An 11,972-nucleotide genomic window follows, 5' to 3' on the forward strand; every position below is an offset into this window, starting at 1 on the left:
CGAAGCTCCCGGGCTTAGAGTTGAGGGTCTGGGTATGACCTATCGCTCTGCGTCCCGACCGGTCTTTTCTGGCTTGGAGTTTGACCTCGCCCGGGGAGGGAGGCTCGCCATTCTGGGGCGGAATGGACAAGGAAAATCCACTTTGATCCGTATCCTTGGCGGGGTGATGTCGCCATCCGAGGGGCGACTTCATTGGAGTATGACCTCGTCCTGGCCCATCGGTTTCGGGGGAGGGTTCCAAGGTAGCTTGACTGGAGTCGACAATATTAGATTCATCGCTCGACTGTATGACAAGCCTTATGCTGAGCTACGTGATCATGTCGACGATTTTGCTGAACTGGGGAGAGCTCTTTATCGACCGGTGAAGCATTATTCATCAGGTATGAGAGCTAGACTTGCCTTTGGCTTGTCGCTTGCAATTGAGTTTGACTGCTATCTTGTTGACGAGGTTGTCGCTGTTGGGGACGCGCGGTTTCAGCAGAAATGCCGAGACGAGCTCTTCGATAGGCGGCAGCAGAGAGCCTACATGTTGGCGTCTCACAGTGAGGAGCTCGTTCGTGAGCAGTGTGATCGCGCTCTTCTTATAGAGGGCGGTCGCGCCAAGGTTTTTAATAATATAGATGAAGCGCTCGACATCTATAGATGGCTAAGGGCGAGTTGACTTTCCTGGCTAGGCGATAATCTTATGCAGCGCTGTATTCTTCTTGCTCACTCAGCGCTGAACGCTGAATGGCTTGTTCAGCTGGATGCAGCAATGAAACGCTGCGGGCTTGAGCTTGTACTCGTTGGAGATGAGCCGCCGGTACAAGACGAGGCCTGGGATAGACGTGTTTTTGTTGCGTACCAGCCATCGCATCTCACGCCGGCTTCAGGTGCAAATCGAGCAGTAATAGCGGCGACTGCGGCCGATTGGGGCTGTGCAATCAACCCGAACGATCTGGCTGGCATTCGCAACATGACCGCTGAGTACGCCGCCGCGCTCACTTGGCCCGCAGATGTCTACGTGACGGACGAAGTTGTTGAAAAATCGGCCCTTGACGCGACGGATATCGAGCTATTTCCCGGTGTTTTCATCCGTCCCCCGACGCTTGGAAGGGATGATGGTCGCCAAGAGGGGCGACATGTTGCTAAAGTTGCAGAGTTGTTTCGGCGTGGTTTACCCTCGGCTGGCCATGGCACTGCGTGGGATCCTGGCTTTCTTACAGCTCTTTCCTACCGGGGAGACCCGATCGACGCGGCTGCGCCGATTGATATGGCTGGCCCCCCGCGGGCTCTGGTCAAGGGGCCGTATTTTACCCTCACTCCTGGTCGTTGGGAGGTCACGATCCAGTTCTCGCTTGACGAGTTGGGTTCTGGCAATGACCTGCGCATAGAGTGGGGGCCTCCGGAGCAATTTGTTTCCGTTCGGGCGCGACCGAAGTTGGCGGGATTGTATCAGGCGGTTCTGGTGCAAGAGTGGCGGGAAGTCGGATTTGCCGAGATTATTGTTGAGCTTATGAACGGTTGCATCGGCGGAATCTTCAAGCTTTTGAGGGTGGACGTTAAGATGATCGAGGATCCCGGCGCCATTCAGAGATAGGCGCGATGCCGTGACGATATCCGCTGCAGATTGGGAAAGTCCCAATCTGCGTAGTGTTGGTGTTCGACATGTCGAGAGATGATTGTGCGTGACGGAAACTGTGGCTAAGACACCGCCTAACTGATGGCTGGAGTTTGAAGCAGTGAGTTTTTTCCCAGATTGCCGCTACGAGGACGCGGGGGGCTACGCCAAGGAGTATTTTAAATTTTTGGCGGATGCTGCGGCGACGGTGGACGGTGGCGCGCTGGACGATGCTGCGCAGCTTCTCGCGAATTGCTCCGGTAGAGGCGGCATGATTTTCTCATGCGGCAATGGCGGTTCTGCTGCGATCGCCAATCATCTTGTCTGCGACTGCATGAAGGGTGTGCGGTTTAACAGCACACTGCGTCCGCGTGTACATAGTCTCTCCAGTACGATTGAGACGATTACAGCGATCGGTAACGATATCGGCTACCAGGACATTTTTTCGTTCCAGCTCGAATCGTTGGCTCGCTCGGGGGATGTTCTCGTGGCGATTAGCTCGTCCGGTAGTTCACCGAACATCGTCAATGTTTTGGAGATGGCGCGGGCGATGAGTGTTTCCACGATCGCCATGACGGGCTTTGATGGAGGGCGAGCTTCGGCGCTTGCCGATGTGAGCCTGCATGTCGCTTCACAGAACTACGGTCTTGTTGAGGACGTGCACCAGTCTCTCATGCATATTCTGGCGCAATACCTTCGTCACTCGCATCTGGAAGATGGTGCGATCCTCGGTCAGATCAAATTCTGACGAGTGTCGTCACGGCCAAATCATGCGGACGGGGGATGCGTGAGTATTGACGTATACGTAGTCGGTCGCGGCCTGGTTGTGGGCGCGCGGGATCGATGGAGTGCATTGCCGCCAAGCGCGGACGTGTGTTTTGTTGACAGGTGTGATCTCACGCAATTGCGATTGGAGAATCCAACCTGGAGAGAAGCGGCGTTATCTCCAGTCGATGTTGTCGATGAAAGTGGCGAATTGTCCATCGTCACGGATAAATCCATCGACTATGTCATCGACTGGGAGGTGGGTCTCAAGCAGGTGGACGTTCCCGCGCGGCTCTTGGCGGCTGCTAGGGTGTTGAAGCCGGGTGGCGCGCTGCTCCTGCCTGTACGCGACGGTCGATACCGTGAGGCGGTTATCAGCCAACAACGTTGCGATCCGGGGGGAGGCGACGAGGCGGCATCTTCTTTCCGCTCCTTTATCCTGGACGTCGTGAATGCTGCGCTCTCTTGCGAGGCGGTTCTTACTCTTGAGGTGCTGACGCGACACGGCGAACTCAATGTCGCGGTCCTTCGCCGTGTGAGCGACCTGTCGCTACACGCTCCGGCGATTGTTTCCTGTGGCTCACATGTCTACCTGATGGACGGACTGTATCTGCGTCACATCACCAGTCTCGGCGCGCTTGAGCGCCTGCGGTCGGCTCATTTGCCGATGTTTGAGATCGAAGCGGCCGAGAGGTCGCTATTCGCCGATGGGAGCCCTCTCCATGAAGGGGGGGTGTCGGCTCTTCTCGCCACAATGGGCACGAAACCATGAGCAACAAACTCGATCCTAAACACCATGTTGTGCTGGTTTCCGACTCTGGCCGGATCCCGTCTTATTACGTGCGGTTCCTCGACCCGATCGGACTGGTCACTCAGAATTACAATGTCATGCCGGTGTATGAGGCTGGTGCTGAGGTCGTTGCGGGTAGAGCGGACCTCCTCGTGGTGCAGCGTTGGCTTGGGGATTCTACCCTCAAAATAGTCGAAGCCGCCAAGGAGCGTGGCGTTCCAATCGTATATGAGACGGACGACAATCTTCTCGATCTACCCAAGGCTTCGGGTATGGTAATGTCTGAAGGCCATATAAGAAACATTGAATCTGTACTGTCTATGGCGGATTTAGTTGTTTGTTCGACGAATCCCTTAGCTAAGGAGATGATTGGTCGAAACGAAAACATAGTTGTGATAAGCAATTATGGGCTCGATAAGCCGGAGGTCAACGTTGGGGGCGATCCGCATCTTGCCGTAGTGAATACGGATTATTTTAAGCTCGGCGATTCTAAAGCTTCATTCTTCAAGGCTTTGTCTCAAGCTATTGAAGATTTAAAATATAAAATTACGTTTTTTGGCAGTGTTGATGCCGAGATGACGGCCATGCATGCTCGTTTCCCTGAGGCAGTCAGCATTGTTGATGGCTTTATTGATAATCGTTCTGCCTTTTTGGACTTGCTTGCGGCACGTGGTGTAAATGTTGCTGCTGTTCCATTAGACGACACAGATCAACATCTTATAAAATCGGATATAAAATTCTTAGATTTTGCCTCTCTTGGCGTTCCGGCTATATTCAACAATAGTCGAGTGTACGCGAGTGTCCGCCATGAGGTGGATGGGTATCTTACGGAAGACACTCAAGCTGGATGGTTTGAGGGTCTCGAGTATTTCGCTCATCACGCAAACAGGAAGCGCTGTGGTGCGGCGGCTCGCAAGGTAGTCGTGGAGACGCGAGGTATATCCCAGTACGCTGATCGACTATCTGAAGCGTACGCGCGTGTGATCGATAAAAAGATGGGTAAAAGTGCGTTGCCGCCTATAGACCGAGATCGATCAGGGTTTTTCTGGCAGGCTGGCCATCTCGTGCTTTTGCATGATGGCGTGAAGCGTCACGTAACAACCAAGCCGTTGATTGCTGATCTGATTGACGCAGGTTTTGGTTTTGTCGACCCTCGTCCTGAGGAATATGTGCTTCAGATGGCCTCGAAGCCTCTGAGCAATTCCGCTCAAGTTAGGGCCTTGCCGCCTCTTGCGCGCCGAACCTCGTCACGGATGCCGATCTCGCCGGCATCGGGTCGACCTTTGACGATATCGTGGATTGTGCCGGGCCTTATTATTGGTGGCGGTGGACATAGAAATATTATTCGATGTGCCTATCACTTGGAGAAATTGGGTCATCGAGTCAGTCTTCACTTCATCGACTCCGCCGATAGCGGAGAGGTCGTTAGGGAGCAGGTTCGAGAGCATTTTTATCCTTTCGATGGGTACGTTGGTCTGCTCGGCGAGGACTTGCCTCCTAGCGATATTGTGTTCGCTACGCACTGGACGACCGTGGCTCATGCCGAGAGGTTTTCTGACCGCATAGGTGAGATTGTTTATTTCGTTCAGGACTTTGAACCCTATTTTTATTCTATGGGGTCAGAGTATGTCATGGCCGAAAATACCTATCGGAAGGGATATTACGCGGTAACATCAGGTATATGGTGCGAGCATTTCCTTAGGAATGCCTACGGCGGAGAGGCGGATCATTTCCAGTTCCCCATTGATAGGGAGATTTATTTCAATCGAAGTGCTGATCGGCGGAAAGATCGGGTTATATTCTTTGCGAAACCGGAGATGCCGCGTCGGTGCTACGAGCTCGGCGTGCAGGCGCTCCGCGCGTTCCATAAGCTCCGACCCGACATTGAAATCGTCTTCTTCGGCTCATCTCATCAGCGCCCTGTAGACTTCCCGGTCCTGCAGCTGGGGATGCTTCCTGGTCCGCACGACCTTGCGAAGCTCTACAATGAGGCGACGATTGGTCTGGCCTTCTCGACGACCAACCCCAGCCTGGTTCCCTATGAAATGATGGCGTGTGGGCTGCCGGTTGTCGATCTCGCCCGGCCGGGGAATGAGACGAACTATGATAACGGCTTTGATCTCGCTCGCCTGGTCGATCCCGATCCTCTGAAAATGGCGCAGGAGATAGCGGCGTTCATTTCAAATTCTGACGATCTCAAGGAGCGGTCGGAACGTGGGCTGGCCTTTGCCGCGACCTTCCCTGAAGAGGAAGGGGTCGGGCGTCGTATCGAGGGCTTGCTGATGAAACGGGTGCAAGCTTGGGACGATCACGCTCTTCGTCGCGCGACAAGCGCGTCTCCTGCGATCGCCAGCTAAATATTCAACAACCCGCTCATCGTCGGTGATGCGGGTGGACGGCTAAAACGGACGACAGACAAGTCATGGCACCCTTCAAAAAGCGCGCTAAGCCGCGCCCTTCGGCCGATGCTCTGCGGGCTCGTATCATCCGGGAAAGCAAGCTGTTCGACGCTGCCTGGTACCTGAAGCGATATCATGATGTCGTCCAGGCTGGCGCCGACCCCGCGTTGCACTACCTCCGGCATGGGGGAGGGGAAGGTCGTGATCCTGGCCCTGATTTCAGCACGCGCTATTATCTGACAAGCAATCCCGATGTGGCGGCAAGCGGAATGAATGCGCTGCTCCACTATATCGAGCATGGCGAACGTGAGGGGCGTAAGCCCAGCCCGCCTGTGAGCGATCAGGCGAACGCTATCGATACCCTTGCGATTTCCGGATTATTCGCGGGAAGCAAGTTCGAGGAGCTATCCATTGTGGATCCGGGCGAGATTGCCCGCTTCCTTACGCGCTCGGCCACGCCTGCAGAAAGGCTGGCTCGAGTGGACGAGGCGCGCTTTTCACCAAAAATTTCGATCATCATCCCCATTTACAATACGCCGCCACGTTTCTTCCGCGAAATGCTGCAGTCTGTCTTTGCTCAGACCTATGTGAACTGGGAGATTTGCATGGCGGATGATGGCTCGTCATCTCCGGCCACGATCGCTATATTTGATGAGGTGGCGCGGTCTCATGACCCGCGTATCAAGGCTGTCCGTCTTGATAAGAACGTTGGAATCGCTGGTGCTTCGGACGCTGCGTTGGCGTTGGCGACTGGTGAGTTTGTCAGCTTCCTCGATCATGACGATCTGCTAACTCCAAACGCGCTGTCGGAAGTTGTACACTGCCTACGGGATGATGCAGCGCTAGATTTCATCTATACTGACCATGTCATGGTTGATGAGGATGGTTATCCCAAACACTTTACTCACAAGCCGGAATGGTCGCCTGAATTCTTGCTGTCTACCAACTATGTTGTCCACTTCAAGGTCGTGAGAACGAGCCTGCTTCGCTCGCTCGGTGGGTTGAAGAATGAAATAAACAACGTGCAGGATCTTGGGGTTACCTGCACGTTGGCTGCGGCGGGCGCTCGGGTGAAATATCTGCCGAAGCCGGTCTATCTCTGGCGGGCGCATCGCACCTCGGTGGCGCTTAGTACTGAAGCCAAGCAGGGTATCGAAGGCTTGTTGATGCAGGTCTACGATCGTCACCTTGGACAAATCGGGGTTGAGGCCAAGCAGACCTGGCCGGTTAGATACAGGAACTCCCGCACAGGGGTGTTCCAGATCGAGTTCACCGGGCCGTCGCCTAGCGTGGCGCTAGTGCTTATCACACGAGGGGTTGGTGACGATGAGGCGAGCATACGCGCGCGATTCGAGCCGCTGCTGGGGCCGTCGGTCGAGTTGCATGTTGTGTCATTGGCGAAGGCGGAGCCTGGCACAGTCGGCGTAGCCATCGAGAGCGACGCTGCCATGCTCGACTTTGTGCGCTCCTTGACTGCTGAGGTTGTCGCGTTTTCAACCACGACGGCCCAGTATATGGGCATCGACTGGGTGTCCCGTCTTGCGGGCTACGCTGTAATGGACGATGCAATCGGCGCCGTTGGCGGCAAGGTTCTGGATCCTTGGCTCCAGGTGGTGAGCGGCGGAATGTTTGTCGACGCGGCGGGCGAGTATGCGACGATTGCCGGCGGCCGTTTCGATAGCGAGCCTGCGCATTGGTTCGTTGGACAGGTCGCGTCGAACGTTGATGCCATATCTTCCCAGATGATGGCGACGCGGCGCCTCACATTGATGGAGACCGGGGGCATCAAATTCTATGCGTTCGGCGACGCGGCTGGCGCGGCCTACAGTGCCGAACTGGTGCTGAGAGGGTATCGCATCGTCTATGATCCCCATTCACGCCATTGCGATAGCGGGCGGGTTTCTGCGCCACCTGCGGCTTGGTCTCGTCTGCGTGAACTAAGCCGCAAGGCTGCTAAGATGCGTCGCTATCGAAAGTTGGGAGCGTGATCGCTATGCGTAGACATGTCATTACTGGTGGCGCGGGCTTCATCGCCGTCACACTCGCTCGGCGCTTGTTGGCTGCGGGGGACACAGTTGTCGCACTCGATGACTTGTCTCGTGGACGGCGAGAGGCGATCGCGGAATTCCAGAGCCATCCAGACTTTGCGTTTCATGTCATCGATTGCAGCGACAGCGGCGCCATGATCGCTTTGTTTGGTCAGTTGGGCGCCATAACCGACGTTTGGCACCTCGCGGCCAATTCGGACATTCCGGCTGGTATTGAAGACCCAACGATTGATATCGAGCGAACCTTCTTGACTACTGTCGCCACCTTGGCGGCGATGAAGGCCCACGATGTGCCATCGCTGCACTTTGCATCGAGTTCCGCCATTTATGGCGATCTCGGCGATCGGGAGATTTTTGAGGACATCGGTCCCCTTCATCCGATTTCCAACTATGGCGCGATGAAGCTGGCATCCGAGGTGCAAATCCGGGCGGCTGTGGAAGCCTACTTGCCTCGCGCGGACATCTTTCGCTTTCCAAATGTGATCGGCGTTCCGGCGACGCATGGGGTGATTATGGATTTCATGATTAAGCTGCGAGGGACGCCCGGCAGTCTTGATGTCCTCGGGAACGGCACCCAGCAAAAGGCCTATCTTCATGTTGAGGATTTGGTCGATGGGATGCTGCATATCGCCAGCCTCGAGGGACGCTACCTCGTCTACAATATCGGTCCGTCTGATGACGGCGTTACGGTCCGCTGGATCGCTGAGACGGTGCGTGACTACGTGGCTCCTGACGCGGTTATCCACTATGGCGAGGGCGCGCGAGGTTGGGTGGGCGACGTGCCGAGGTTCCGCTACTCGTGCGCTCGCCTTCAATCGACGGGGTGGCGCCCTCGCCTCGGATCTGAGGAGGCGGTTCGTCGAGCTGTAAGTGAAATTGCCAAGCAGTTCGCAGCCGAAACGCTGGTCGCATAATGCAGGCGGTCATTCTAGCAGGGGGCAAGGGGACCCGGTTGGCGGAGCGCTTGGCTGGTAAACCCAAGCCTCTGGTGGAGGTGTGCGGAGTGCCGCTGCTCGAGCGTCAGGTGCGTATGCTTGAAGCTCACGGTGTCGATGATGTCGTCGTCCTGGTGAACCACGCAGCGGACCAGATTCGGGATTTTTTCTCGGCGAACAAGTTTTCCGCCAAAGTTCAGATTGTAGATGATGGCGAGCCGCGGGGAACTGCTGGGGCCGTTCTCGCCTGTCTTGATCTTCTGCAGCCAAGATCGCTAATCATCTATGGCGACACTTTATTCGATATAGATGTGTCACATATGGTTGCTGCTCACGTCGCCGCTGATGCGGAAGCAACCTTGTTGTTGCACCCAAACGACCATCCCGCTGACTCGGACCTGGTCGCGCTCGATGCCGAAGGATTTGTCAGTGCTTTCCATGCTCACCCGCACCCGGTCGATGCATACCGTCGTAATCTTGTAAACGCTGCCTTCTATGTGGTGGAGCGTAAGGCGCTTCTTCGCTGGCAGGATATTCAGGTCCCCAGTGATTTCGGGCACGATCTGTTTCCGATGATGATCGAGGCGGGCCAGCGTCTCCTGGGCTATGTCAGCGCGGAATACATTAAGGATCTCGGCACGCCGTCCCGGCTGGACAAGGTGGAGCGCCACCTCTTGTCAGGACTGGTCGAGGGGGCGAGCCGGCGTCGACCGCAACGCGCCGTATTTATTGACCGCGATGGAACTCTTAATCAGCTTGCCGGCCATATAGCTACGCCGGAAGCCATTAAGTTGATCCCTGGGACTTCTGCGGCTCTACGCCGTCTAAATGACATAGGCGCGCGCACCGTTCTGGTTACAAATCAGCCCGTTATTGCACGGGGTGAATGTGATGTGGAGACGCTTGACAAAATCCACGGACGGTTGGAGGCGTTGCTTTCTGAATCCGGGGCCTATTTGGACCGAATATTCGTCTGCCCGCACCATCCCGATGGAGGCTATTCGGGCGAGGTCGCTACGCTCAAGATTGCGTGTGACTGCCGCAAGCCGGAGCCTGGGATGGTCGAGGCGGCGATCGCTGAGGTCAATATCGACCGGCATCGCAGTTGGATGGTGGGGGACAGCAGCCGAGACATGGGTATGGCGCGGCGAGCCGGTCTTCTGTCCATGTTGGTGCAGACTGGGGAAGGCGGGCGCGACGGGGAAGCGGGAGACGATTTTGACGTGGAGGTGGCTGATTTTGCCGCCGCAGCTGATTTTATTGTCGATCGATATCCTGTGCTCATCCGGGAAGCGGCGGCATATGTGGCAAACGTTCGCCCAGGCGATATCCTTCTTGTGGATGAGGCTGAAGCCGTTGGGCTAGCTGGGGTGCTTCGAAATGAACTGCAGTCGTCCGGCAAGGTTGCTGTTACTCATATGTCAGGGCGCAAGCGCGGTCTTGAGCCTTCGCTTGCAGATCGACTGGAGGCGCAGGATGGACCTGAGGCGGATTGGATCTTCATCTTGAATTGGCCTGCTGATGCCGCGCCACCGAATACGCGACGGCGGATCCAGCGGATACGTCTGACAGACATGATAGAAAGCCTGCCTTCGTGATTATCAGTAGAACGCCTCTCCGCATGAGTTTCGTTGGCGGTGGAAGTGATCTTCCCAGCTACTATCGTCGTCACGGAGGAGCGGTACTGAGCACTGCGATCAATAAGTACATCTATGTCAGCGTTAATCCAAAATTCGATGGTGGAATTCGCCTAGCGTATTCGAAGGTCGAGGAAGTCGATAACCTGGCTCAGGTCGAGCATCGGCTGGTCCACGCTACCTTTGAAATGTTAGGCTTGAAGGGTGGTGTCGAAGTAACGACGACCGCTGATATTCCTGCTCGTGGTACGGGTCTCGGATCGTCGAGCTCGTTTACGGTAGGTTTGATCCAGGCTGTCTCAGCCTACCAAGGCAACCATACGTCCGCAGATGAGCTGGGGCGACGGAGCTGCGAAGTCGAAATTGACCGATGCGGTGAACCGATCGGCAAGCAGGATCAGTATGCTGCGGCTTTTGGCGGGCTGAACCTTATCGAATTCAACGAAGATGACAGCGTCCGGGTGTCGCCAATCATCATGAATCGTGAGGATCGCGACATGATCGAACGACGCATCATCGTCTTCTATACGGGCATCACCCGAAGCGCGTCGGGGATATTGCAGAAGCAGTCCGAAGAGGCTGAAAGCGACGTACGAAAGCAGGCCGTGCTTAAGCGGATGGTGGATCTGACCTATCATCTCCGAGACGAGTTTGCTCGTGGACAGATCGATTCGCTCGGCGAGATCCTGCACGAGAACTGGATTCTCAAGAAGTCTCTTACAGAGAGCATCAGTTCGGAGCAGATCGACGGCTGGTACGACGCCGCGATCAAGGCTGGTGCGTTAGGCGGTAAGCTTCTGGGCGCCGGAGCTGGCGGCTTCCTGATGTTCTATGCGCCCGTTGATCGTCACGAAGCGATCGCGCGGGCGGTCGGATTGAGGCAGATCGATTTCGGTTTCGAGCCGCTCGGAAGCAGGATTCTATTTTATAATCCGGGATGAAGGCTGGCGACCTTTGCGTTGACGCCATGTGTCTCGGTTGATTAGGCTCACGCTAAGTTGTGGCGTTGGGTTTTGTTTGGCTGCTTGGGGTGAAACTATGAATCTTCCAGGACGCGTACTTTCCGTAATCGCGGCGTACGATGCAGCCTCTGGCTGCTATCGGCGAGAAGATGGATCTCTTGATCCTTGTCACACCGAAGTCGAAACCCTCGAGATGTGGAATGGCTTGCTCAAGTGCATAAAGCCAAAAACTGTTGTTGAGACGGGTGTATATTTCGGTCTGTCGACTTGTTACATAGCGGCCGCCCTGAGGGACTCGGGTGTGCAGGATGCTAAGGTCTATTCGATAGATCCGTGGAGCCTAGATCACTACTGGCGTGATTCTGACTTGGAGCAATATATTGAGTTCTTGCAGATGACGACTCAGGAGGCTGCTCCCAAGTTGGCTGGCCTTGAGATCGATGTCCTCTGTATAGATTCAATCCATACCTATGAGCAGTCGAGTTGGGAGCTGGCGACACTAGAGCCCCAGGTCCGAGAGGGAGGGTACATTATTATGCACGATAGCCTCTTTTTCGACGGCGTAGGCCGGACGGCAAAGCATCTCTACGATAGCCCTCGTTTTGAGGTGATGACCTTCGAAACGCCCCGAACCAGCAGAGTTCCAGCCGTCGATTCGCCGGTGCCTATGGGGTGCACCATAGCAAGGAAGATCCGGAACGGAGCTCCCTTCACGCGTGATCCTGCATGGCTACCTGTTCCGGAGGGCCTGCCCGCGGGCCCGCTTCCTCTTTTGCGTCTTGATGCCTTGATGCGATCTGGGGTGTAAAAAAAGGGGCCGTGAGGCCCCTTTTTCG

The 11,972-nt window shown here is 55.6% G+C and carries 10 protein-coding genes; all 10 read left to right on the forward strand.

The window, feature by feature from the left end; translation table 11 throughout:
* Positions 1–34 precede the first annotated feature (34 nt).
* The 10 genes from EGK63_RS14280 (at position 35) to EGK63_RS17015 (ending at position 11,944) form a co-directional block, all read left to right on the forward strand.
* Positions 35–661 (forward strand): ABC transporter ATP-binding protein, encoded by a 627-nt coding sequence (locus EGK63_RS14280; RefSeq protein WP_125902043.1) that lies wholly within the window; start codon positions 35–37, stop codon positions 659–661.
* Positions 662–685: 24 nt separating this feature from the next.
* Positions 686–1,579: a hypothetical protein gene (locus tag EGK63_RS14285; protein ID WP_125902044.1), complete on the forward strand. Its 894-nt coding sequence runs from the start codon at positions 686–688 to the stop codon at positions 1,577–1,579.
* Positions 1,580–1,721: 142 nt separating this feature from the next.
* Complete coding sequence (locus EGK63_RS14290; RefSeq protein WP_125902045.1) at positions 1,722–2,348, forward strand: SIS domain-containing protein; 627 nt, start codon at positions 1,722–1,724, stop codon at positions 2,346–2,348.
* Positions 2,349–2,576: 228 nt separating this feature from the next.
* Positions 2,577–3,137, forward strand: a complete 561-nt coding sequence (locus EGK63_RS14295) for a hypothetical protein (RefSeq protein ID WP_125902046.1) — start codon at positions 2,577–2,579, stop codon at positions 3,135–3,137.
* Entirely contained in the window at positions 3,134–5,512 is a 2,379-nt protein-coding gene (locus EGK63_RS14300; RefSeq protein WP_125902047.1) for a glycosyltransferase, read from the forward strand. The genes EGK63_RS14295 and EGK63_RS14300 overlap by 4 nt, the downstream gene beginning before the upstream one ends.
* Before the next feature lie 65 nt (positions 5,513–5,577).
* Positions 5,578–7,542 carry a glycosyltransferase gene (locus tag EGK63_RS14305; RefSeq protein WP_125902048.1) on the forward strand — a complete coding sequence of 655 codons (1,965 nt, stop codon included), beginning with the start codon at positions 5,578–5,580 and terminating at the stop codon, positions 7,540–7,542.
* A 5-nt stretch (positions 7,543–7,547) separates the two neighbouring features.
* Complete coding sequence (locus EGK63_RS14310; RefSeq protein ID WP_125902049.1) at positions 7,548–8,516, forward strand: NAD-dependent epimerase/dehydratase family protein; 969 nt, start codon at positions 7,548–7,550, stop codon at positions 8,514–8,516.
* Complete coding sequence (locus tag EGK63_RS14315; protein WP_125902050.1) at positions 8,516–10,135, forward strand: HAD-IIIA family hydrolase; 1,620 nt, start codon at positions 8,516–8,518, stop codon at positions 10,133–10,135. The genes EGK63_RS14310 and EGK63_RS14315 overlap by 1 nt, the downstream gene beginning before the upstream one ends.
* Positions 10,136–10,158: 23 nt before the next feature.
* Entirely contained in the window at positions 10,159–11,115 is a 957-nt protein-coding gene (locus EGK63_RS14320) for a hypothetical protein (RefSeq protein WP_207896396.1), read from the forward strand.
* A gap of 97 nt (positions 11,116–11,212) precedes the next feature.
* Positions 11,213–11,944 (forward strand): class I SAM-dependent methyltransferase, encoded by a 732-nt coding sequence (locus tag EGK63_RS17015; protein ID WP_125902052.1) that lies wholly within the window; start codon positions 11,213–11,215, stop codon positions 11,942–11,944.
* The last annotated feature ends 28 nt before the right edge of the window (positions 11,945–11,972 follow it).

This window comes from Brevundimonas sp. 357 (assembly GCF_003938605.1).
Taxonomy (GTDB): Bacteria; Pseudomonadota; Alphaproteobacteria; order Caulobacterales; family Caulobacteraceae; genus Brevundimonas.

Excerpts from the sequence above, each read along its gene's own strand:
- EGK63_RS17015 (WP_125902052.1), top strand. The coding sequence starts at position 11,213 with ATGAATCTTCCAGGACGCGTACTTTCCGTAATCGCGGCGTACGATGCA.
- EGK63_RS14280 (WP_125902043.1), top strand. The coding sequence starts at position 35 with ATGACCTATCGCTCTGCGTCCCGACCGGTCTTTTCTGGCTTGGAGTTT.
- EGK63_RS14305 (WP_125902048.1), top strand. The coding sequence starts at position 5,578 with ATGGCACCCTTCAAAAAGCGCGCTAAGCCGCGCCCTTCGGCCGATGCT.
- EGK63_RS14285 (WP_125902044.1), top strand. The coding sequence starts at position 686 with ATGCAGCGCTGTATTCTTCTTGCTCACTCAGCGCTGAACGCTGAATGG.
- EGK63_RS14315 (WP_125902050.1), top strand. The coding sequence starts at position 8,516 with ATGCAGGCGGTCATTCTAGCAGGGGGCAAGGGGACCCGGTTGGCGGAG.
- EGK63_RS14310 (WP_125902049.1), top strand. The coding sequence starts at position 7,548 with ATGCGTAGACATGTCATTACTGGTGGCGCGGGCTTCATCGCCGTCACA.
- EGK63_RS14320 (WP_207896396.1), top strand. The coding sequence starts at position 10,159 with ATGAGTTTCGTTGGCGGTGGAAGTGATCTTCCCAGCTACTATCGTCGT.
- EGK63_RS14300 (WP_125902047.1), top strand. The coding sequence starts at position 3,134 with ATGAGCAACAAACTCGATCCTAAACACCATGTTGTGCTGGTTTCCGAC.